Source organism: Pseudoxanthomonas sp., assembly GCF_035999195.1.
Classification (GTDB): Bacteria; Pseudomonadota; Gammaproteobacteria; order Xanthomonadales; family Xanthomonadaceae; genus Pseudoxanthomonas_A.
This window is the reverse complement of the sequence record NZ_DASYGY010000009.1, coordinates 153,766-176,569: the sequence shown is the minus strand read 5'-3', so window position 1 is coordinate 176,569 and position 22,804 is coordinate 153,766. Positions and strand designations below refer to the sequence as shown.

General features: G+C 61.9%; 21 protein-coding genes. 7 read left to right on the top strand and 14 right to left on the bottom strand.

The window, feature by feature from the left end:
* Window positions 1-16 precede the first annotated feature (16 nt).
* The 8 genes from VGN58_RS08125 to VGN58_RS08090 all read right to left on the bottom strand — a co-directional run bounded on the left by VGN58_RS08125 (window position 17) and on the right by VGN58_RS08090 (window position 11,439).
* The gene (locus VGN58_RS08125; protein WP_327482758.1) at window positions 17-847 is read right to left on the bottom strand and encodes a DUF4198 domain-containing protein; all 831 of its coding nucleotides are present in this window, start codon (window positions 845-847) and stop codon (window positions 17-19) included.
* A 26-nt stretch (window positions 848-873) separates the two neighbouring features.
* Window positions 874-3,912 (bottom strand): TonB-dependent receptor, encoded by a 3,039-nt coding sequence (locus tag VGN58_RS08120; RefSeq protein WP_327482757.1) that lies wholly within the window; start codon window positions 3,910-3,912, stop codon window positions 874-876.
* A 98-nt stretch (window positions 3,913-4,010) separates the two neighbouring features.
* Complete coding sequence (locus VGN58_RS08115) at window positions 4,011-4,952, bottom strand: FecR family protein (RefSeq protein ID WP_327482756.1); 942 nt, start codon at window positions 4,950-4,952, stop codon at window positions 4,011-4,013.
* On the bottom strand, window positions 4,949-5,512 hold the full coding sequence (locus tag VGN58_RS08110) for an RNA polymerase sigma factor (protein WP_052756062.1): 564 nt from the start codon (window positions 5,510-5,512) through the stop codon (window positions 4,949-4,951). Before VGN58_RS08110 ends, VGN58_RS08115 begins: the two co-directional genes overlap by 4 nt.
* Before the next feature lie 115 nt (window positions 5,513-5,627).
* Window positions 5,628-7,454 carry a PepSY domain-containing protein gene (locus VGN58_RS08105; RefSeq protein ID WP_327482755.1) on the bottom strand — a complete coding sequence of 609 codons (1,827 nt, stop codon included), beginning with the start codon at window positions 7,452-7,454 and terminating at the stop codon, window positions 5,628-5,630.
* Complete coding sequence (locus VGN58_RS08100) at window positions 7,451-8,140, bottom strand: PepSY domain-containing protein (RefSeq protein WP_054668670.1); 690 nt, start codon at window positions 8,138-8,140, stop codon at window positions 7,451-7,453. Before VGN58_RS08100 ends, VGN58_RS08105 begins: the two co-directional genes overlap by 4 nt.
* A 68-nt stretch (window positions 8,141-8,208) precedes the next feature.
* A complete protein-coding gene (locus VGN58_RS08095; protein ID WP_327482754.1) occupies window positions 8,209-10,929 on the bottom strand; it encodes a TonB-dependent receptor in 2,721 nt (906 codons plus the stop codon).
* Between the two features lie 117 nt (window positions 10,930-11,046).
* Complete coding sequence (locus VGN58_RS08090) at window positions 11,047-11,439, bottom strand: CopL family metal-binding regulatory protein (RefSeq protein WP_074053011.1); 393 nt, start codon at window positions 11,437-11,439, stop codon at window positions 11,047-11,049.
* A 157-nt stretch (window positions 11,440-11,596) separates the two neighbouring features.
* Between VGN58_RS08090 and hutC the strand changes: the two genes are divergently transcribed.
* From hutC to hutG, 4 genes are read left to right on the top strand one after another with little or no spacing between them, the layout of a single operon-like run.
* Window positions 11,597-12,322: a histidine utilization repressor gene (gene hutC, locus VGN58_RS08085; RefSeq protein ID WP_046932594.1), complete on the top strand. Its 726-nt coding sequence runs from the start codon at window positions 11,597-11,599 to the stop codon at window positions 12,320-12,322.
* Window positions 12,323-12,329: 7 nt separating this feature from the next.
* Window positions 12,330-14,021 carry a urocanate hydratase gene (hutU, locus tag VGN58_RS08080; RefSeq protein WP_414710770.1) on the top strand — a complete coding sequence of 564 codons (1,692 nt, stop codon included), beginning with the start codon at window positions 12,330-12,332 and terminating at the stop codon, window positions 14,019-14,021.
* Entirely contained in the window at window positions 14,018-15,556 is a 1,539-nt protein-coding gene (gene hutH, locus VGN58_RS08075; RefSeq protein WP_202924162.1) for a histidine ammonia-lyase, read from the top strand. The genes hutU and hutH overlap by 4 nt, the downstream gene beginning before the upstream one ends.
* On the top strand, window positions 15,553-16,518 hold the full coding sequence (gene hutG / locus VGN58_RS08070) for a formimidoylglutamase (protein ID WP_046934806.1): 966 nt from the start codon (window positions 15,553-15,555) through the stop codon (window positions 16,516-16,518). The genes hutH and hutG overlap by 4 nt, the downstream gene beginning before the upstream one ends.
* 2 nt (window positions 16,519-16,520) lie before the next feature.
* Here the strand turns inward: hutG and VGN58_RS08065 are convergent, their stop codons facing one another.
* Window positions 16,521-16,919 carry a MerR family transcriptional regulator gene (locus VGN58_RS08065; protein ID WP_080955572.1) on the bottom strand — a complete coding sequence of 133 codons (399 nt, stop codon included), beginning with the start codon at window positions 16,917-16,919 and terminating at the stop codon, window positions 16,521-16,523.
* Between the two features lie 47 nt (window positions 16,920-16,966).
* On the opposite strand from VGN58_RS08065, the gene VGN58_RS08060 reads away from it, so the two are divergent.
* From VGN58_RS08060 to VGN58_RS08050, 3 genes are read left to right on the top strand one after another with little or no spacing between them, the layout of a single operon-like run.
* Window positions 16,967-17,329, top strand: a complete 363-nt coding sequence (locus tag VGN58_RS08060; protein ID WP_046934791.1) for a mercuric transporter MerT family protein — start codon at window positions 16,967-16,969, stop codon at window positions 17,327-17,329.
* Window positions 17,330-17,339: 10 nt separating this feature from the next.
* Window positions 17,340-17,633, top strand: coding sequence for a heavy-metal-associated domain-containing protein (locus tag VGN58_RS08055; RefSeq protein ID WP_046934792.1), 294 nt, complete (start codon window positions 17,340-17,342; stop codon window positions 17,631-17,633).
* Window position 17,634: 1 nt separating this feature from the next.
* Window positions 17,635-17,847, top strand: a complete 213-nt coding sequence (locus VGN58_RS08050) for a GDCCVxC domain-containing (seleno)protein (protein ID WP_080955569.1) — start codon at window positions 17,635-17,637, stop codon at window positions 17,845-17,847.
* Between the two features lie 75 nt (window positions 17,848-17,922).
* Here VGN58_RS08050 and VGN58_RS08045 read toward each other — a convergent pair whose 3' ends face one another.
* The 5 genes from VGN58_RS08045 to VGN58_RS08025 all read right to left on the bottom strand — a co-directional run bounded on the left by VGN58_RS08045 (window position 17,923) and on the right by VGN58_RS08025 (window position 22,793).
* The gene (locus VGN58_RS08045; protein ID WP_046934793.1) at window positions 17,923-18,447 is read right to left on the bottom strand and encodes a DUF305 domain-containing protein; all 525 of its coding nucleotides are present in this window, start codon (window positions 18,445-18,447) and stop codon (window positions 17,923-17,925) included.
* A 74-nt stretch (window positions 18,448-18,521) separates the two neighbouring features.
* Window positions 18,522-18,836 (bottom strand): hypothetical protein, encoded by a 315-nt coding sequence (locus tag VGN58_RS08040; RefSeq protein WP_327482753.1) that lies wholly within the window; start codon window positions 18,834-18,836, stop codon window positions 18,522-18,524.
* 28 nt (window positions 18,837-18,864) lie between these two features.
* A complete protein-coding gene (locus VGN58_RS08035; RefSeq protein WP_327484604.1) occupies window positions 18,865-21,255 on the bottom strand; it encodes a heavy metal translocating P-type ATPase in 2,391 nt (796 codons plus the stop codon).
* 76 nt (window positions 21,256-21,331) lie between these two features.
* Window positions 21,332-21,874, bottom strand: coding sequence for a DUF411 domain-containing protein (locus VGN58_RS08030; protein WP_080955570.1), 543 nt, complete (start codon window positions 21,872-21,874; stop codon window positions 21,332-21,334).
* A gap of 70 nt (window positions 21,875-21,944) precedes the next feature.
* A complete protein-coding gene (locus VGN58_RS08025; protein WP_327482752.1) occupies window positions 21,945-22,793 on the bottom strand; it encodes a cytochrome c in 849 nt (282 codons plus the stop codon).
* Window positions 22,794-22,804: the final 11 nt, after the last annotated feature.

Genomic DNA, 22,804 nt, shown 5'->3' with positions numbered 1-22,804 from the left:
CCTACGTGCTTACTTATCAGTGCCGGGCGTGAGGGGAGATCTCAAAGCTCAGCGACGCCCGATCCGACACAAAATCCAACCCCTTTTGTGTAGAGGGCACCATGTGATTGGTGTGGATGTACCAGGTCTTGGCGGCGTTCACCTGGAAACTGGCTTGGCCTTGGGCATCGGTACGCAGCAGCGTGGCGCTACCGTGCCCGCCCTTGAGCGGTGCGTCAGCGCGATGGCCGACGTACACGCGCAGGTTGGGCACTGGCCTGCCCTGCTGCAGTATCTGGAACGACAGCTGTTCGCCGACCTTCACGCTTCCAGGATTGCGGGCCAGGCGGATCTCCAACGGATAGCCCAGCGAGGCGGCGAAGTCGTCGGTCAGTTTCGTGCCCACCTGACCAATGGCACGGGCATGCTTGGTGTAGCTATAGGTGACCCCGTTGGGGAACTTGCTCGCATCGTAGGTGGCCAGCGTATCGGGCAAGTCTTCCAACTCCAGGTACTTGCCGAACTCGCTGGCCGTACGGGTGCTGGTGGAAGCCATCGTCGAGACGCCCAGCAGATAGGTGCCCTCGCCCGCCGGATGCACGGCGAGCTGGCTTTGCTTGCCGATCTCTTTCCAACTGGCCAAATCCGGGACCGCCTTGGCACCACCCTGGCTCAGCGAAACGTCCTGTAGACGCGCCCGGGTGACTGCGCCAGCACTTTCATCGAAGGTGCCGTTGTTCACCAAGGCGGTGTTCGCCTCACCCGCTGCGGTGCCGGGCTTGGAGAAAGCGACAAACAGGTCGTGCGCGCCGGCGCTGCCGGCCACCGCGAATAGCAGTAGTGCGGCGGATAGTTGCGTGTTTCTCATGATGTGTAGCTCCTTGGGGTCGTGACTTACCAGTGGTAACCAAAGCGGACGTTCCAGCGACGACCCAGCAAGTCGTACGTCATGGTGTCGGTGTTGGCGTTGGGGTTGTTCTGCACGAACGGCGCCTTCTTATCGAGCACGTTTTCAACGCCGGCCGAGATGTCCCATTTCTTTTTGATGCCGTAGCTCAATTGCAGGTTGTGGTACACCACGCTGGACACATGCGAGCCGATCGTGCCGGGCACGGCGATGATGTCGTCCGCGCTGCCGATGTACTGCGCCGAATAGACGCCAGTCCAACGGTTCTTGCCCATGCGCAGTGAGCCCAAGCCACGCCACTGGGTGTAGCTACCCAAGCCGCTGGTGATCTTGCCGGCGTACTCAATGGTGGTGGCACCGGCGAAGGGAGTGACGTCGTAACGCTCCAGATACGAGGCGTCCAGACTCGCGCTGGCCTGCCAGCCGGCCACATCGAATTGATACAGCACACCGATATCAACACCTTCGGATTCCTCGCTGGCCGCATTGACCTGCTGGGACGAGAGGTAGTTGACCTCACCGGTGATCGGATCACGGGTGAAGTTGGCCGGTGAGCAGAACGGATGGGCCAAGTTCGGTGTGGTGTAGCACGCACGCAACTTGACCGAACCTTCAATGCTACGGATCGCATTCTCGATGCGGATACGGTAGTAGTCGGCCGTGAGCGTCAGCCCCGGCGCAAAGCCTGGGGTCCACACAAAGCCTGCCGTGAAGGTCCGCGCATCTTCAGGCTTGAGGTCGGGATTGCCGCCGGTCGTGGTGAGGATGGTGTTGCCCAACTGACGAAAGTTGGTCGGCACGCCCGCGGCTTGGCAGTTGGCCCGAATGACCGAGTCGGCCGGCAACGTGCTCCAGTTGCTGCACGGGTCCAGCGTGGTCAGGCTGCCTTGACCGATGCCACCGAACAACTCCGGAATACTGGGGATACGAAAAGCCGTTGCGTAGTTGAGACGAATCTTGAGGGGTTCGGCCACCTGCCAATCCAGCCCTACCTTGTAGTTAGTGTCACTGCCGAACAGGTCGTAGTCGGAGTAGCGGCCGGCCAGGTTCAGGGTTGCGTAGTCCACCAACGGGACGTCCTGCAGCAGCGGGACGGCAAACTCGACAAAGGCTTCCTTGGCCGAGTACTCACCTTCGATCGGATCCTGACGCACGATGTTGGCGCTGCCGTTGACTACCAGCGGATCTGGGTACAGCCATCCGCGTTCCTTGCGAAACTCCACGCCCGAGGCGAACGCAACGCTACCGGCAGGCAAATCGAACAAGGCGCCGGAGATCGTACCGCTGACCCCTTGCTGGCTATTGCCACCGGATCCACGCTGGGTAAACAGGATGTAATCCAGCACTTCGGGCGTCAGGTTTCCGTAGCCCAGGTAGTTGCCGCACGGAACCGCCGCCCCTGGTGTGTTGCTGCACAGGCTGGTGTTGAGCGTGTTCTCGACCCGATCAAGGTTGGCGATGTTGGTCGAGCTGTCCGTGGCTGAGTTGCGGCCCCAGTTCATCGCGATATTCCACGCCCAGTTATCGCCCCACTGCCCCTCCAAACCAAGCACGGTACGGAACGTATCGACCTCCTGCTCGGTGATGCGCGCCCCGGCTTCTTCCAGACGCCGACGTTCCAGGGTCAGGTTCTGGCCGGTGGGATTGGTGGGATTGGTGGCGGCGATCCGGATGGTGCGATACACCCCCAAGGTGTTGGGCGAAGCGCGCTGATTGGACTGGCGATTGGTCGCCATCAGTTCCGTGAACAGACGGGTGTTCTCGGTCAGGTCGAATTGACCAAAGCCACTCAAGCCCACTCGCTTGATCGGGCTGACCGCATTGAGCAACAAGTTGTAGTTGTAATTGTGCTTGGCCGGATCATAGAGCTCGTAGGAGCGTGGATCCCCGTTGGGGTCCTGGTTGAAGTTGACCACGCGACCATCGGCCAGCCGGGCTCGCCCACCGATGGTGGACGAGTTGCCCACGCACTGCAGGGTGCCGGCCACCACACCCAACGGACACGGTGCCCGCGAAGCCATGGTGATGGTGCCGCTTTCGGCATAGGTCAGGGCACCCGACATTGAGCTGCGCTCGCCGGTGGTACCGAAGGCGAGGTTGAAGGAGCCGATCTCGCCATCGCCCTGGAAAGTCTGACCATAGCGGGTGGATAGCTCCATGCCATCCATTTCCTTGCGCGTGATGATGTTCACCACACCGGCCACGGCATCGGCGCCGTAGATCGCCGATGCGCCGTCCTTCAGGATCTCGATGCGATCAACCAGGGCCAAGGGCACCACGTTCAGATCCACCGAATTGTTGGCGCCGGTACCACCGTTGACCACGCGTCGGCCGTTGAGCAGTACCAAGGTGCGGTTGACGCCCAAGCCACGCAGGTTGATCTGGGTGGTGCCGTTACCGTTACCCGTCCAGAAGTTGTTGGATTGCGAGCCGGCTGCACCGGCCGATGCAGGCAAGCGCTGCAGCAGTGTCTCGACCGAGACGGCACCGGAGCTCTGGATGGTCTCGGCATCAATGACCGTGGTGGGGCCCACTCCGGACATCTGGGCGCGTTTGATGTGACTGCCGGTCACCTGGACCGCATCAAAGGTGGTGGGTGAAGCGGCCGACGGCGTTGAGGCGTCGGCGCCGCCGGAGAGGGAGGCGCTGTACGAGGCATCGGGACCGGCTTGCCCTACACCGGAGGTCGGTGCGTTGCGCGTAGGCGTCGGCGTGTTGGCACCTTCTCGCACGATTGCCAGCGCGCCGCTTTGATCGCGCTTGACCGTCAGTCCGGTTCCGGCGAGCAGGCGGTTCAGCGCTGCATCCTGGGACATGTCCCCACGCGCGCCTGCGGTGCGTCGATCACGAACGTCTTCGCTCAAGTAGACCAGGCGAACGCCCGATTGCCGGGCATAGGCTTCCAGCGCGACTTTCAGATCCCCTTCGGGAATATCAAAACTGCTCGTTTGTGCAGCGGCGGAGGCCGCGATGACCAGACCACACATGACAGCCAACGCTGTCCTCGCCACTTTCGTACGTGCCATGCATTTTCCCCAGGTCGGCGCGAATCGGCCTGATATCTGTGACGAGAGGACGGCACGCTTCCGGTATGAAATATTTCAGATTGATGTCTGGTGGCGTCTCAGTGCGGTTGGGACACGCGAATCTGATCACCCTGCGTCTCCACGCGCAGGTTGAAGCCGGTGGCCAACAGACGTGCGAAGGCATCCACACCTGTGGCATCGAAACTGCCGCCCACACGCATGTGGGCCGTTTCCGGATCCATCAGTACCAACTGCTTATCGTTGTAGCGATTGAACTGGGCCGCCACATCCGCCAGCGTGGTTTGATCGAACTCCAGGGTTCCATGGCGCCAGCTCAAGGACCGGCGCACCTTGTCCTGAGCGTTTACCGCCACCAGCGTTCCCGCCGGCTTGCTGTATAGCAGTCCCCCGCCCTGCACGATCACCGGCGGCCGGCCGGGTTTGGCCACTAGCGGCTCAACGCGCACCTTGCCTTCCAGCACCGCCACTTCCAGGCGCTCGCGTTCCTGCCTGACGGAGAACTTCGTTCCCAGCACCACGACACGATAGTCACCGGCATGGATGACGAACGGGTGCGCCGGATCGGGCTTTACATCAAAAAATGCCTCGCCCTTGTCCAACCATACATGGCGCAGCGAGGGGTCCACCTGCGCCCGCACCTGCGTGTGCGTGTTGAGCTCCAGGCGGGAACCGTCCGAGAGGGCGATCACTTCCCGGCCGCCAACCTCGGTGCTGTAGCGCGTGCCAGGGCCCCACTCCGTGAGGGTGAACAGCACCGCCAGCATGGCAACACTGGCGGCAATGGCCCAGCGCGTCGGTGCACGCCAATGACGTGTGCGCGGCAGCTGCACGCCGCGCACGGCCGCCAACCGGTCCGCACGCGTCCACACCGACTTCAGACGAAGCCAGGCCACACGATGGGCGGTGTCCTGTTCCAGCCAGGCTTGCAGCTGCATCTGGTCTTGGGCAGTCCATTGCGGGGACTCGGCCCGGTTGATCCATTGCGCCGCGACCTGTTCGATGTCCTTGTGTGGGCTCATGGCTGCGAACGTTCCTTGTTGAAGCGCCGTGACGGACGCTGGATCTTGCCGGTACCGCCGAGCATGAAGTCGGCCAAGGCACGCATACCCAACAGGGTCTGACGCTCCACCGTATCTTCGGCGATCCCCAATCGTCCGGCCACTTCGCGCTGGGATAGACCGTAGATCTTGCGAAGCTCCACGATCTGTCGACATTTGTGGGGCAGTTTCTGCAAGCCTTGCTGCAAGCGGCGCAGTTCATCACGGGCGCCTAAGTGTCGCTCCGGCGTGACCTCATCGCTTTGCATGACCGCCTGCTCCACATCGGCCATCGCTTCAATGGACACAATGCGAGAGCGGCGAATGCGATCGATGAGCAGGTTGCGTACGGTGGTCATGACAAAGGGCTTGGTCTGCGCGGGCAAGCCCCGTCGCGCGGCTTCGTAGATGCGTGCGTAAGCCTCCTGCCTAAGATCAGGAATCTCGCTGTCCTCATGTCCATGCCGGCGCAGGAAGGCATGGATCAAGCCTTCCAGGGGCAGGACATGGGATATGAACCACTCATCCAGCGCCGTGGTCACCGGGGTACTCGCTGATTCATCAGGCAGGCTCAAGCACGTCCACTCACTGGGACGAGTGCATGGGAAAAATCCGGTACGCCTCACCCCGCCGGCACGTTCGGCCGGCGGGACTGCCTCAGATCTTGAAGTCGTCGAAGGCTACCTGGCTGTCGGGTACACCCAGCCGAGTCAGCAGCTCGCGTGTGGCCTTAAGCATGGCTGGCGGTCCGCACAGATAGAACTCGCAATCGGCCAAAGCCTGATGAGCCTTGAGCAGGCGGTCATGCGCTACCTCATGCACCAGGCCCCGCAATAGCGCATCGTCGTTCTGCGCTTCATCCGACAGCACCAGGTGCCAGCTGAAGTTGTCGTGCTGCTGGGCCAGGCCCTCCATCTCCTCGATGTAGGGCGCTTCCTTGAGACTGCGCGCCCCATACCAGAAGTGGATCCGCTCACCGCCCTGCCCCGCCAACAGCGTCCGAATCATCGCGCGCAGCGGGGCCATGCCCGCGCCGCCGCCGATGAAGACTTTCTCCCGTCCGTGAGGCTTGAGCGCAAAGTCGCCGAAGGGGCCGCTGAAGCAGACCCGATCCCCGGGCGAGAGCGTATACAGGTAGGTCGAGCCCCTGCCAGGAGGATGGCGTTTCTTGTCCGATCGTCCAGGACTGAAGCGGGCCAGCAAGGTCAGTCGCCCCTGTGCCTGATCGACAGGCAAAGCGAGCGAATACGCCCGACGGACCGGTTCGCGGTTGACCAACTTCTCGGGCAGGTCCACGCCCGCCCACTCCTGATGGTGGTGCTCGGGCCGCACGAGCTTGTTCACCGGTACCTCGTAGTTGGGCACATGCACCTGCAAATAAGCGCCAGGTTGATATTCAGGACCGGGGGCCTCGTCGGGCTTGAGCACGATCTCGCGCAGGAAAGGCGTCACCGCCGTGACCTGTTCCACGGTGGCGCCATACTCGGTCCACAGGCTGGCCCCGCCAGCCACCTCGACATCGGTATCTTCCGTCACGGCCAAGTTGCAGGCCAGGCGATAGCCCATCTTGACCTTGCTGGCACCCAAGTGGGCGCGATCGGCCGCGGTAGCTTTGGGCGCCACGCCGCGGAAGCGCACCTCGCACAGACCACAGCTCTGCCCTCCTCCACAGTTGGAAGGCAGTTGCACGCCCTCGCGTGCCAGCGAGACGTAGACGTTGTCGCCTGCCGACGCTCGTACGGTGCGCAGCCGTGTCCCATCCGGACCGAATACCGACAACTCGCGTGCCGGACGCCAGCGGCGCGGCACGAACTCGCTCCAATGGAAGCTGGCAAACAGCAGCCAGATGCCGGTCAGCGCCAACCACAGACCGCCGATTGCAGCGGTGACCACCAGCGGGTTGTTGAAGTTCTTGCGCCCGGTGTAATCCATGATGTGCAGCATCCAGAACACATCGAACAGGCGCCAGGTCTTGTTGCGGTGGTAAAGCACCTCGCCCGTCTGGGCAGACAGGTACACCGTAGTGTCCTGGCCATCGTCGGTATCCACGCGCCACAGTCGGCCTTCGTGATCGCGTACCTCACCACTCCACTCCAACAGGCGCGGCGCTTTCAACGTGCCAGGGCCGGTATAGGAGGCTTGCGCCAGGCGTGTGGCCCAGGCCGCGTCCAAGGCAATGTGTTGACCGGACACGGCGTTGGCCAAGGTAATGCCCTGGGTATCGGCCAACTGATAGACCGGGGTATCCAGCAACCAGCCCGAACTGACGCGACTGATCTTCTTGTTTCCACCCAGGAAACTGGCCGGCGAGCGGGCGTTGGCAGGCCACTCATGGGCCGCATGCTCGTGAGCTTGGAACTCATGGCCCTGCACCTGATCGTGGTCCAGCCAGCTCATCATCACGCCGCTGGCCATCCAAAGCAGCAACTGCAGGCCGATGATCAAGCCGACCCATTTGTGCAGCGTTCTCATCCAGGGCGTCATGCTGCGGCCCTCCTGCGAAAGCTGTAGAACAGCAACCAGGCACCGCTGAGTACGAACACCAAGCCAACCGCCGAGGCCACGCGCAACAAGGTGTTGTTGACGTCCGAACGGGCCTCGTAGTCCATGATGTGGAACATCCACAGGAAATCAAACCAGCGCCACAGGCTGTGCCGCCGCGCCAGTAACTCGCCGCTGTAGGGCGAGAAATACAGGGTGGTTTCACCGGCATCGGCGTAGTGCACCGCCCACATGGGAACCGGGCGGGTGGCCACTTCTTGCGGCGCCTGGGTAACCCACTCGACCCGAGCTACGGGTGCCTGGCCCTGATAGACGTCTTTTGCCAAGGCGATCGCCATCTGCTGATCACCTGGGGAGAGCACCTCCCCCGTCGTGGCGTCCAGCAGGTACACCTGATCGCGGGCGTGAATCTCGTAGACATCCCGCTCAAGCAGCCGCTTGAGCTTGACCTGCGTCATGCCCGGATAGCGCCGCTGCAGTTCCTCACCGGACAAGTGGGTGGGTGCCACCAGCGGCTGCTGATGGGCATGGGCCAGGTGATCGCCGTGGATGATGTCCAAGGAGATGACCGTCATGTACACGCCACTGATCATCCAAAGCAGCGCTTGCACGCCGATGATCAGGCCAATCCATTTGTGGGCCTTGCGTGCCCAGAAAGCCGATTTCATAGTGATCTCGTTCGACAAGAGGACAACGCCTGCTCCCGTCACCAGGACGGGAGCAGGCCAAGCAGGCCTTACCAGTGGTAACCCACGCGTGCATACCAACGACGACCCAGCAGGTCATACGTCATCGTGTCGGTATTGGCGTCGGTGTAGCTCTGGATGAACGGGGCTTTCTTGTCGTACAGGTTGTCGATGCCGAAGGACACATCGAAGGTCTTGTTCGGTGCGTACTTGAGCTGGACATTGTGGTAGGTCACGCTGGGGGCATGATCGCCAATGTCGCCTGGGCTGGCGTTGATGTCATCCGCCTTGCCGATGTACTGCAAGCTGTAAGAACCGGACCAGGCTTCGCGTTCCATCGTCAGCGAGGTCAAGGCGCGCCAGTGAGTAAAGCTGCCACGGCCACCGGTGATCTTGCCGGCGTACTCGATCACATCCGCCCCTGGGAACGGCCGCACGTCGTACTGATCCAGGTAGGACACATCCACGCTCAGAGTGGAGTCGAAGCCTGCGACTGCGAACTCATACAGGCCTCCCAGATCGATGCCGCGAACACGCTCGTTGGCCGCATTGACCGGCTGGGACGACAGGAAGTCCACTTCACCGGTGATCGGATTGCGGGTGAAGTTGTCATTGCCGCAGAACGGATGCGCCAAGCCCGGGGTGTTGTAGCAGATCGACAGCTTGGTTGAGCCATCGATACGCTGGATCGCGTTGTCGATCTTGATGTTGAAGTAGTCCACCGTCAGCGTCAGCCCTGGCAGGAAGCTCGGGGTCCAGACCGCGCCCACGGTCAAGGACTTGGCATCTTCCGGCTCCAGGTCAGGATTGCCGCCGGAGGTGGTCAGGATCGTGTTGCCCGGCTGCACGTAGCCTGTCGGTACGCCGTACGCCTGGCAGTTCTGACGCACTACCGAATCAGCCGGCAAGCTGCTCCAGCCGCTACAGGGATCGGTCGTGGTCAGGTTGCCCTCGGCCACGCCACCAAACAGTTCGGGAATGTTAGGGATGCGGAAAGCCGTGGCGTAGTTGGCGCGCACCTTCAAGGACGGCACGATCTGCCAATCCAGCCCCACCTTGTAGTTCACGTCTTCGCCGAACAGATCGTAGTCGGAGTAACGCACCGCGGCATTGAGCGTCAGGCTCTCGGCGATCACGCTGTCCTGCAACAGCGGCACGGCAAACTCGGCGAAGGCTTCCTTGGCCGTGTACTCACCGGCGATCGGATCCTGTTGGTTCGTGTTGGCAATGCCCAGTACCGTCAGCGGATCGGGATCGCGCCAACCACGCTCCTTGCGAACCTCAATGCCGGAGGCAAAGCCCACCCAACCGGCCGGCATCTCGAATAGCTGGCCGCTGATGTTGGCGGTGAAGCTTTTCTGGTCGTTGCCGCCGTTGTCGCGCGTCCTGAACAGGATGTAGTTGAGCACCTCGGGGGTCAGGTCGCCGTAGCCGAGATAGTCACCGCAAGGGATCGCCGCGCCGGGCGTGTTGCTGCACAGCGCGGTGTTGAGCGTGTCATCCACCCGGTCCAGGTTCGCCACATTGGTCGAGCCATCCACACCGGTGTTGCGGCCCCAGTTCAGCGCGGCCGACCAGTCCCAGTTCATGCCCAACTGGCCTTCAATGCCCGCGACCACGCGGAAGGTATTGGTTTCTTGGAAGAACTCGCGCGGGCCGGCCTCTTCCAGGCGGCGGCGCTGCAGCAGCAGGTCTTGGCCGGTCGGGTTGGTCGGGTGGCTGGCCGCGATGTTGATCGGGCGATAGACACCCAGGCTGCCGGGCGTGGCCAGCTGATCGGACTGGCGGTTGGTGAACATCAGCTCGGTGAACACGCGCGTGGTTTCATTCACCGTGCTGTCGCCGAACAGGCTGAAGCTCAAACGCTTGATCGGATTGACGGCATTGAGATAGGGATTGCCGTTGTAGTTATGCTTGGCCGCCGAATACGGTTCATAGAAATCCCCGTCACCATTGGGATCCTGGTTGAAGTTCACGCGCGAGCCGTCGGCTAGCAAGGCGCGCCCACCGATGGTGGCCGAGCTGCCCACACATTCGAGTTGCCCGTCGACCTCACCCAAGCCGCACGGTGCGCGTGAGGCCATGTTGACCGTGCCGGTCTCCGAGTAGTTGATGCCGGCCATCAACGAACCGCGGTCTGACGTAATACCCCAAGCGAAATCGAACGACTTTTCTTCGCCATCGCTTTCGAAGGTCTGTCCATAACGCACTGCCGCCTCGGCACCGTCGTAGTTCTTCTTGGTGATGATGTTCACCACACCCGCCACGGCATCGGCACCGTAGATGGCTGAGGCACCGTCCTTGAGGACCTCGATCCGCTCGATCAGCGCTACCGGGATGATGTTCAGGTCCACCGAGCTGTTGGCACCGGTGCCACCATTGACCACACGACGACCATTGAGCAGAACCAGCGTGCGGTTAATGCCCAAGCCGCGCAGATTGACCTGGGTAGTGCCGTAGCCGTTCTCGGCCCAGTAGGCATTGGACTGGCTGCCGGCAAAACCGGCCGAGGCCGGCAGGCGCTGCAGCAGCGTCTCCACTGAAGTGGCACCGGAGCGCTCGATGGCTTCGGCATCAACCACGGTGACCGGACCAACACCGGACAGCTGCAGTCGCTTGATATGGCTGCCGGTGACCTGGACGGTGTCCAGCGTCTTGGCCGACTCGCTCGTGGCGCCCTGTTCAGCCTGCTGAGCCAGAGCCACCGTGGAAAAACCGGCGCACAGAAGGGCACCGACGGATACCGCCAAAGGATTGCGCTTGAAGTACATGGGTTCTCTCTCCCCCGAAGGGCAATGCATGCGTATGACCCTGGTGCCCCAGACGTGGGGGCCTATGCGACATCAGGGCGTGCGTAGACGTCGCCAATCAATGGCGACCAAGCAGCATTAGCCGATGGGAGGTCGGAACAGCCGGGATACCTGTCGTCGCAGCGGCGGCAACTCAGGCGTAGGTAGGTAGGTGCTCGTCAGGGCGTGCTGGGCGGCAAAGATGACCGGCACACGCCCGGCGAAGAAGGTGAGCACACAGCTGCAGTCGCAGGAGGTGGTGCTGCAGTCGCACTGATGATCGTTCTGATCACCCTGCCCGGCTTGCTTGCCACCGGGACGAATTTTGTTGCAATCGTTACTAATCTTGGCGCGTTCATTGACACGCGCGCCGCCGTGCACCGAGTGGGTGCCATTCACCGCACCTGGGGGAGGAATATGCCGCACGGCCATCCGCGTGGTGGCCTGCGCGCTCAGGATCCCATCCGCGCAGAGCACGAGGATCAGGAACATACGCAGTAGCACGCGAAGCGACGGCATGAGCGTGTGGCGAACCCGTAGGTTGTCTATACCACAGCAATAGCACGAGGAAATTCTTAGTGTCAACTGCTTGTGCAGCACAGCATCGAAAGTGGTTGGACTGGTTGTATAGACATGTAATGCTTGGGCCATGGACGAACCCAAGCCGCACTACCAGAAGCTCAAGCACTTCATCCTGCGTCACATCACCAACGGCGACTGGCCCGCGCGCAGTCGCGTCCCCAGCGAGAACGAACTGACGGCCAAGTTCGGCTTGTCTCGCATGACAGTGAATCGAGCGCTGCGCGAGTTAACCGACGCCGGCGTGCTGACCCGAGTGCAAGGCGTGGGCACGTTCGTCGCGGGGCCCAAGGCCGAATCGGCGATGTTTGAGGTGCGCAACATTCGCGAAGAGATTCAGTCCCGCGGCCAGACACACTCGGTCCAGGTGCTGATCTGCGAGACGGTCGAGGCGCGCTCCAGTGTGACGACCAACTTCGGCCTGACACCGGGCACGGAGCTGTTCCACAGCCGCCTGCTCCACCACAGCGATGACAAGCCCGTGCAGTTGGAGGATCGCTTTGTGCAACCCAGCGTGGCGCCGGATTACCTGGACATCGATTTCCACACCGAGATTCCGCATCAGTACTTGATGCGCGTTGCGCCGCTGGAGCGCGCCGAACATGTGATTGAAGCCGAGACGGCCAGCAAGCGTCTGGCTGCGCAACTGAAGATCAACGAAGGCGATCCGTTGCTGGTGCTGACCCGACGTACGTGGTCGCGCGGACAGGTGGCCAGCTTTGTGCGGTTGATTCACCCGGCATCTCGTTACCGCTTTGTGGGCACCTTCCAGGTTGGCGCCCCCCTGACCCCTTGAGGATTTGATGGATACCTTGGAACGCTCCGCTTCCCCTGCGCGCACCGTTCGCGCTCCGATCGGCACCCAGCTGCACTGCAAGAGCTGGCTGACTGAAGCGGCCTACCGCATGATCCAGAACAATCTGGACCCCGATGTTGCCGAGCGCCCGGAAGACCTGGTGGTCTACGGCGGCATCGGTCGTGCTGCGCGCGACTGGAAAAGCTTTGACCGTATCTTGGAAACGTTGCGATCGCTTGAGGATGATGAATCCTTGTTGGTGCAATCGGGAAAACCGGTAGGCGTGTTCCGCACGCATAAGGATGCACCGCGCGTACTGATCGCCAACTCCAACCTGGTGCCCCACTGGGCGACTTGGGAGCATTTCAACGAGCTCGATAAGAAGGGCTTGATGATGTACGGGCAGATGACCGCCGGCAGCTGGATCTACATCGGTAGCCAGGGCATCGTGCAGGGAACCTACGAGACGTTCGTTGAGCTGGGTCGCCAGCACTACGGTGGCAACTGGCAGAACAAGTGGATCCTCACCGCAGGCTTGGGCGGTATGGGCGGCGCGCAAGCATTGGCCGCAACGCTAGCCGGCGCCAGCAGCATCGTGATCGAGTGTCAGGAGTCGCGAATCGATTTTCGCATTCGCACACGCTATGTCGATCACAAGGCCACCTCCATCGAGCAGGCCCTGCAGATCATTGAAAGCAGTCCAGTCCCCGTGTCGGTGGGATTGCTGGGCAATGCGGCCGAATTACTCCCGCAGTTCGTCGCTCTTGCACGCAATGGCGGCGCCCGCCCCCATGCGGTGACCGATCAGACCTCGGCGCATGACCTGATCAACGGGTATCTGCCGTCGGGATGGACGGTGTCGCAGTGGGAGCAGGCCCGGGCGGGCAGCGACGGCCAACGCCGTGAATTGGCGCAGGCCGCGGCCGCCTCGTGCGCCACGCACGTACGCGCCATGCTTGATTTCCACGCGCTGGGCGTGCCGACGATCGACTACGGCAACAACATCCGGCAAGTGGCCCTGGATCAAGGCGTGGACAATGCCTTCGCCTTCCCTGGCTTCGTGCCCGCCTGTATCCGTCCGCTCTTCTGCCGGGGCATGGGGCCTTTCCGATGGGTGGCCCTCAGCGGCGACCCGGAAGATATCTACAAGACCGATGCCAAGGTCAAAGAGCTGTTTCCGGATAACACGCATCTTCACCAGTGGCTGGATCAGGCGCGGGAGCGCATCGCGTTCCAAGGCCTGCCTGCCCGCATTTGCTGGCTGGGTCTGGGCGAGCGACACAAAGCGGCTTTGGCATTCAATGAAATGGTGCGTAACGGCGAATTGAAGGCGCCCATCGTGATTGGGCGTGATCATCTGGATTGTGGCTCGGTCGCCAGCCCCAACCGCGAAACCGAAGGCATGCGTGATGGTTCCGATGCGGTATCGGATTGGCCGCTGCTCAATGCCCTGCTGGCCACCAGTGGCGGCGCCACGTGGGTAAGCCTGCATCACGGAGGCGGCGTGGGCATGGGGTTTTCGCAGCATTCGGGTGTAGTCATCGTCTGCGATGGCACTGAACAAGCCGACCGGCGGCTGGCGCGCGTGCTATGGAACGATCCGGCCACCGGGGTCATGCGCCATGCTGATGCCGGCTACGAGCAAGCATTGGCGTGCGCGCGTGAGCATGAGTTGATCTTGCCGGCCATCCTGGAGTGAGCATCATGCTGAACTTGACGCCTGGCCAAGTGACCTTGGCGCAGCTGCGGCAGATCGCCGAAGGTGCCGCCCCCATCGCACTGGACCCCGCCTGTTGGGATCAGGTGCGCGCCTCTTCCCAAGCCGTCCAGGCCATCGTGGTGGCCGGTGAGCCTGCCTATGGCATCAACACCGGCTTTGGCAAGCTGGCCAAGGTCCACATAGCGCGCGAGCAATTGGAGCAACTGCAGACCAACCTGGTGCGCTCCCATGCCGTTGGCATGGGCCCGCTGCTCGATGACGCCTGCGTACGACTGATCTTCGCCACCAAGATCGCGTCTCTGGCCCGAGGCTACTCGGGCGTACGCGAGCAGACGCTGGCTACGCTAGTGGCGATCTACAACGCACAGATCTGGCCCTGCATTCCTGCCCAAGGCTCAGTAGGCGCCTCCGGCGATCTGGCACCGTTGGCGCACCTGACGTTGGCAGCCATGGGCGAAGGCCACGTGCGGGTTGACGGACAGGTGCTGCCCGCCAGCCAGGCGCTGGAACACGCGGGCATCACCCCGATCCGGCTGGCGGCCAAGGAGGGGCTGGCCCTGCTCAACGGCACGCAGGTATCCACCGGCATTGCATTGATGGCGCTGTTCGCGGCAGAGCAGATCTACTCAGCTGCCGTGTTGAGCGGCGCGATGAGCGTCGATGCCGCCTGCGGCTCTGACTCGCCCTTCGATCCGCGCATCCATGCCGTGCGTGGCCAGCCGGGCCAGATTGTCGTGGCCAAGCACTACCTTCGCCTGCTGGCCGGTAGCGCGATCCGTGAGTCGCATCGTCAGAACGACACGCGTGTGCAGGATCCTTACAGTCTCAGGTGCCAGCCTCAGGTGATGGGGGCCATACGCGACGTGATGCAACATGTGGCACAAGTGTTGTGGACAGAGGCCAACGCGGTCTCTGATAACCCACTGGTCTTCACCGATACCAGCGAAGTGATCTCGGGTGGCAACTTCCACGCCGAGCCCGTGGCCTTTGCTGCGGATCAACTGACCATGGCAGTGTCGGAGATCGGTGCCTTAGCCGAGCGCCGGATTGCCTTGTTGATCGATTCGACTTTGTCAGGTCTGCCCGCATTCCTGGTGGCCAACCCGGGCGTCAATTCAGGTTTCATGATCGCCCACGTGACCGCCGCTGCACTGGCCAGCGAAAACAAAACCCTCTCCCATCCCGCCAGCGTGGATTCTTTGCCGACCTCGGCCAACCAGGAGGACCATGTCAGCATGGCGACCTTCGCCGCGCGCAAGTCTCGCGAGGTGGCCGATAACGTGCGTCGCATCGTGGCCATCGAAATGCTTGCCGCCTGCCAAGGCATCGAGTTCCGACGGCCGCTGCAGTCTTCGCAGGCTTTGGAAGCGGTGCACGCGCAGGTACGCGCCCTGGTACCCCGCTACGACGAGGACCGCTATCTGGCCCCCGAGATGCAGGCCATCGAGGCCTTCATCCAACGAGGGGGGCTGCAACCGTTCCTGGAGTGGCCATTGCAGGAGACGGGCAGGTGAATCCTGCATGGGCGGGGCGCGTGGATCTGCCGTTGTCGGCCGATACCCAGCGCTGGCATCAGGTGGTGGCGTCGGACCCGGATCTTGGCGCTCCTGGCATTGCCCTGCTGGGCTTTGCCAGCGATGAAGGCATTCGTCGCAATGCCGGACGGCCAGGTGCTGCACAAGGGCCCGATGCACTTCGCAGGACGTTGGCCAACCTGCCCGTGCTACAACCCTGCCCTCTTTACGACGCAGGCAATATCGTCTGCGAGGATCGTGCCCTGGAGCTGGCACAGGCCCACTACTCCCAGCGCGCCCAACAACTCTTGGATAGCGGGCATTGGGTCGTCGGCTTAGGCGGAGGTCACGAAATTGGCTATGCCAGCTATGCGGCCCTGTGCGGCCACCTCGGACCATCACCATCGCGAATCGGCATTTTCAACTTCGATGCTCATTTCGATTTACGCGAGCAGGGGTGTGCGAGTTCCGGCACGCCCTTCCTTCAAGCATTGGAGCACGCCCACAGGAGTGCCACGCCGCTCCAGTACCACTGCATTGGCGTCAGTCGCTCCAGCAATACACCGCGCTTGTTCGCTACGGCCGAACGTGAGGGCGCCCACTACATCACCGATGACGCCCTAAACGCGTGGAATTGGCACGCACAAGCGGAAGTGGTGAATCGCTGGTGTGATGCGGTGGACGTAATCTACCTGACCCTGTGCCTGGATGTATTGCCGCAAGCCACTGCTCCGGGTGTGAGCGCGCCTAATCCAAGAGGCGTGAGCCTAGAGGTCGTGGAAGCATTGATGGACTTGATCCTGGCTTCAGGAAAGGTGCGGTTGATGGATGTGGCTGAGCTGTGTCCGCCCTTGGACTTAGATCAAGCTACTGCGCGCATAGCCGCTCGCCTAATCCACCGCGCCTGTAGCGCGGTACGACCGGCGCTCAACAGGAGCGGGCAGCTGAACTCTATGGCTTGAGGCTACCGACTTGTCCTTGCCAACCGATCTAGCGCGGGGCAAGCATCACCCGCGGAGGCTTGGCATTCGTCTACCAATTGTTTCAGCCCGGTCTCCAACAAACGCAAATCTTCAATGCGCTGGCGGACTTCGCTCAACTTCTGTTCCGTCAGCAATCGGGTTTGCTCACACGCGCCCCTGCCCTCGATCTGCAACAAACTAGCTATCTCATCAAGACGGAACCCGGCCGCCTGAGCTCGTCGGATAAATCTAAGCCGGCTAACATCAGCCTCACCATAGCGCCGTACACCGCGTTGTGGACGTTCGGGCTCAGGAAGCAAGCCCCGCCGCTGGTAATAGCGAATCGTCTCGATATGTACATCCGCGGCCTTTGCCAGCCGACCGATGGTCATGGCACTCATGATCACTGCTTGACTCCGTACCATGGTACGGAGAATAACATACTGCCATGAGTCAGCATCGTCCTCCCAAGTCCTTTTTGCCACCTCTTTGGGGCGCGGCGGTTGCCGCTGTTGGCGCGTCAATATGCTGCGTGGTGCCGCTGGTGCTGGTCTTAATGGGAATCAGCGGAGCATGGATCGCTAACCTCACGGCCTTTGACGTCTGGCGCCCTTGGTTGAGCGCGCTCACCATACTTTGCTTGGCTTGGGCGTTTTGGACCCAGTATCGCTCAGGCGCGCAGCGGTGCAGCAATGACGGTGGCTGCACGGATACCCCATCACTAAGGCGCCGCCGTCGTTGGCTCTGGATGGCCGCCAGCGGGATCGTGCTGTTGCTACTCTTTCCCTATTACATTAGCTGGTTCTTGTAAGGAGCACTTTATGCGCGCAATGCTTCTTGGTCTGATCATGACGATCTGGATGTCGGCGGCTTGGGCCATCACACCTCAACGGGTCATGTTGCATGTGGAGAACATGACGTGTCCGGCATGCAGCATTACCATCGAGAAGGCCTTGGACAAGGTGCCTGGGGTAACGTCCACTCAGGTAGACACACGGGCTGGAACAGTGACCGTTATTTTTGATGCGAAAATCGTGGATTCAGCGAGAATAGCAAAGGCGATCACTGACGCCGGTTTTCCAGCGACCATCAAGACAGGATCGGAAAGTGGCTGACATGCAACTGGCCAGCACCTTGACTTGCCCTGTATGCGGTCATCGGGCAACAGAGACCATGTCCACAGACTCATGTCAGTTCTTCTATGAATGCGTGAACTGCAATAAGTTGATTCAGCCCAAAACAGGCGATTGCTGCGTTTTCTGTTCTTACGGCACGGTGCCGTGCCCGCCTATTCAACGGCACAGCTCCTGCTGTTCTGGCGCAGCCTAGCTAACCCCTCCTGGGCGGGGACACCGTTTTACCTAGTCTTTGAGCGGCGCAAGTAGACAGCAGACGTCACCGCGATCAATTGGCGAGAAGTTGCTTCATCTGGGCGATCTCTTGCTTCTGCGAGGTGATGATGTCCAGGCAGAGTCTGGTCAGCTCGGGATCCTTCAGGCGGTTTTCTTCGCACATCAGGATGGCGCCGGCATGATGGGGAATCATAGAGCGGATGAACTGCCGATCAGTCACCGCGGCCTGCGTACGGATTCCCCACCAACAGAACAGCATGAACGCCACGGTCACGCTGGCCAGGATCAGGTTACGCCGACGATCGGGGTACATGCTGGACATGAGCCAAAGCTCGATCAACAGCATCGGCGCAGCCATTAGCCCTGCCATGTAGAGCTGGTTGACGTTGTGATAGACGTTGGCCCACTGATCGACCATGGCATACATCAGGGCGTACATAGCCAAGAACGACAGGGCCATCATCAGCAGCAGGCGACCGTAGTGCCCCTGATGCGTCTGACCGGGACTTCCTTGCGAGGCGTGTTGCCCTAGATGCTGCGTGTGCGTGCTTTCGTGCTTACCGTGCGAAGAAGACATGTCGATCTCCGTGGGAATAGCAGAACATCGCCGAATCCCGGGGGCCAAGGACCCAGCCCCCGGGGAGATAGCAGTTACATACCCTTGCCGGCAGCGAATTCCTGCGGGCTCAGCTTGCCGTCCTTGTTGCTATCGAGCATGCCAAAGTGGGGCGCCAGCTTGTGCTTGGCCAGCTCTTCCTTGGACAGCGAGCCGTCCTTGTTGGCATCGAGCTTGGTGAAATCGGCATCGGCCGCGGCCGGCTTGTGCTGACCATGCTCCTGCTTCTTGTGATCCATCGGCTTGTGCTGACCGTGGTCGGTGGTGGGCGTGGTGGTCTGGCCGCCGGCGAAGGCCGCGCCAGAGATCAGGAACAGGGCCATCATCGAGAGGGAGGCATAACGTTTCATTGCAGTACTCCTTGTGGGATATGAGCCATCAGTGACAAGAATGGCCGCGCGCAGGCTCATCGGCGCGGTCAGGGTGGGAGGTGGCGACAACGGTGGAGCCGGACAAACGCAAGGCATTGGTGACCACCGACACCGAGCTCAGGCTCATGGCCAGGGCCGCCATCATCGGACTGAGCAAAAGGCCGAAGCTGGGGTACAACAGGCCGGCGGCGATAGGCACGCCGATGGCGTTGTAGACGAAGGCAAAGCCCAGGTTCTGCTTCATGTTGGCCACCGTCGAAGACGAGATGGCACGGGCTTGCACGATGCGCCTCAAATCACCCTTGACCAGGGTGAGCTGGGCGCTGGACATGGCCACATCCGTACCCGTCCCCATCGCGATGCCCACATCGGCCGCCGCCAGGGCCGGCGCATCGTTGATGCCATCACCGGCCATGGCTACACGACGCCCTTGGGCTTTGAGTTGCTGAACCAGTTCGGCCTTGTCCTGAGGTTTGACGCCGCCACGCACATCGTTGATGCCCAGCGTGCGCCCCACGGCCTCGGCCGTCGCCTGTGCGTCACCGGAGGCCATCACCACGTGCAGGCCATCAGCACGCAGCAGGTTCAAGGCAGGCAAGGTCGTGGCTTTGATGGGATCAGCCACCGCAATTGCGCCGGCCAACCGCCCATTGACCGCCAGGAACATCACGCTAGCGCCTTCTTTACGAAGACGCTCGGCGCTGCTTTGCAAAGGGGCTACATCGGCGCCAACCGACGCCATTAGGCTTTGGTTGCCGAGCACGACATCCTGATCGGACACGCGCCCGCGGACGCCTTGGCCGGTGAGCGAATCAAAATCCTGGGCAGCCACCAGGTTCAAGCCACGTCGCTGGGCTTCAGCCACGATGGCCTCGGCCAAGGGGTGCTCGCTGCCCTGCTCCAGACTGCCGGCCAAACGAAGGATCTGATCTGCGTCGAAACCGGCGTAGGAGAGCGTGTCGCGAAAGGCTGGACGCCCCTCGGTCAAGGTACCGGTCTTGTCCACAATCAACGTGTCGATCAAACGTAGCTGTTCGATCGCCTGAGCATCGCGGAACAGGACCCCAACCTGTGCAGCGCGGCCGGTGGCGACCATGATCGACATGGGGGTAGCCAAACCCAAGGCACACGGGCACGCAATGATCAGAACGGATACGGCGTTGAGGACGGCAAAGGTCCAGGACGGTTCGGGTCCAAACAGGCCCCATCCGAAGAACGTGAGCACCGCCGTGGCCAGCACGGCCAGGACGAACCAGTACGCCACCTTGTCCGCCATACGCTGCATCGGCGCGCGAGAGCGCTGGGCTTGGGCCACCAACTGCACAATCTGCGCCAGTACTGTCCCGGATCCGACTTTGTCCGCCCGGATGACCAGGGCGCCCGTCCCGTTGAGCGTGGCGCCTATGACGTGATCACCGACAGTCTTCTCCACCGGAATGGGTTCACCGGTCAGCATCGACTCATCGACACTGGTGCGACCTTCGATGACTTCCCCATCGACCGGCACCTTCTCGCCCGGTCGTACGCGAAGTAGATCACCCACGTGCACGTGATCCAACGCAACGTCCTCTTCGCCCCCATCGGGTTTGACGCGGCGAGCCGTCTTGGGCGCCAACCCCAGCAGGGACTTGATGGCCGCGGAGGTTTTGGAGCGCGCCCGCAGTTCCAGCAGCTGGCCGAGCAGCGTGAGCGAGACGATGACCGCCGCCGCCTCGAAGTAGACCCCTACCCGTCCATGCTCGCGGAAAGAGTCCGGAAACAGGCCCGGCGCCAGGGTGGCCACCACGCTGTAGCCAAACGCAGCGGCCACGCCGATGCCGATCAGCGTCCACATGTTGGGGCTGCGATTGCCGATGGACTGTAGGCAGCGCTCAAAGAAAGGCCACCCCGCCCAGAGCACCACCGGGGCGCTCAGCACGAGCTCAATCCAAGTGCGCGCCTGCGTGGACAAGCCGGGCAGACGATGTCCCAGCATGGCCAGGACCAGGACGATCAACGTCAAAGGCAATGTCCACCAGAAGCGTCGGGCGAAATCGCGCAGCTCCGGGTTTTCGTCCTCCTCCAGCGAGGGCATCTCCGGCTCCAGCGCCATGCCGCAGATCGGACAGGTGCCGGGACCTGACTGACGAATCTGCGGGTGCATCGGGCAGGTATAGACCGTGGCGTGGGTATCGCTGGGTGGGGCCACCGCGGCTGGGGCGGTCACTTCGACTTGCTGGGGAGCATCGTCCGTATACCGGTCGGGATTGGTGATGAACCGCTCTCGGCATTTGGCTGAGCAGAAGTGATACTTCGTTCCGCCATGCAGAGCGTGGTACGGCGTTCTAGCCGCGGAGACCTGCATACCGCATACCGGATCACGAACCGAGTCTGGACCATCGCTGGCACCCTGCGGCATCGCCTTGCCGGCTTCATCGTGGGAATGAGGGGACATGGATCACTCTGGGCTGGAAGAAGGGATCGCGAGCAAACTGTCAGCTGCGTTGACCGTGCAGGACGTAAGGCTGCGTGGTGCCATCGGGCAGTACAAATTCCACCGTATAGGGTTGAACACGTCCGTCGGGCATCTCCATGCCAGGAGAACCGGCAGGCATCCCCGGTAGCACTAATCCGCGGCCTACCGGGCGCTCACGCAGCAGGCGCAGGATGTCCTGCACCGGCACATGACCTTCGACGATGTAGCCATCGATCTCGGCGGTATGGCACGAGCCGCGTCCATAGGGCACGCCCAAGCGCGCCTTGATGGGGTTGAGGTCTTCGCTGTTGTGCACCTCAACCGTAAAACCTGCTTTCTCCAGATGCTCCACCCACAGTTGGCAGCAACCGCAGGTCGCACTCTTATGTACTTTGACCAACGGCAACGGACGCTGCGGTTGAGTGACCTGCTGCGCAGCCGCCGATGTCGGAGATTGGGCGTCCGATGCCGCCTCTGAATTGACAGCCGATTCGGGGCGCGCGCATGCGGTCAGCGACAAGGCCGTGGCCAGCAGAAAGAGACAGCTGCGTGAAGTGTTCATCATGCTTCCTTAAGAGATGCCCGAGCGCCGAGGCGCTCGGGCGTGGAGCCGGGGCAGCTCCATGAAGGGATCAATGCTGGTGATCGTGGCCGTCATCGGCCTTGGGAGCTGGCTCGGCTGGTTTGGCTGGCATGGAGCCGTGCTGATCGTGCTCGCCCTCGGACTTGGCCTGCGCAGGTTGCTTTGCCGGCTCGGCCGCATGCACGTGCGTCTTGCCGTCGGCATGCACATGCGTGGTGCCTTCCTTAGGCTTGCTCATGTCCATGCCCATGCCACCTGCTTCATGCCCCTGGCCATGGCCATGGCCATCACCCATCTCTTCGCTATCACCGCCGCCATGGTGATCTGCACCCGCTTCCTCGCCATGCGAGTGCCCGCCGGTCTCACCGCCACCGTGTGAATGGCCATCACTGCTGGCTACCAACGCCTGGTAGCCGGCCTTGTCCAGCTTGGGCAGCTTCTGCAGGAAGGCCGACATGTTCCAGATGAACTCATCGTCCATGCTGCCGCCCCACGCAGGCATGCCGCTGGCCTTGATGCCGTGCTTGATCACCCAGAACGCCTCAGCTGGACCCACCGGGTGCTTGCTTAGGTTTGGTGGCGCGGGGTACAGACCCTTGCTCATCTCGGTGGCCGCCGCATCTGGCGAAAGATGACAGGTCACACACATAGCGTTGTAGTTGCCCGCACCCTGGCGGATACGCTCAGGATCATCCAGGTTCGTGGGTACCTGAAGCTTGGCGGCGCGCACCTCAATGGAACGCTCACGCGCCGTTTCAAGTAGCGCATACACCGGGCGACTATGCGGATCATCAGCGGCCACGTTGTACACGCCCAGAGAGACCGCGGCAGTTGCCGCGACCGCAACCAATCCCACGCCGGCACCGAGCCATACCCACATCCTTTTGTTGGATTTCATTGTCAGTTCCC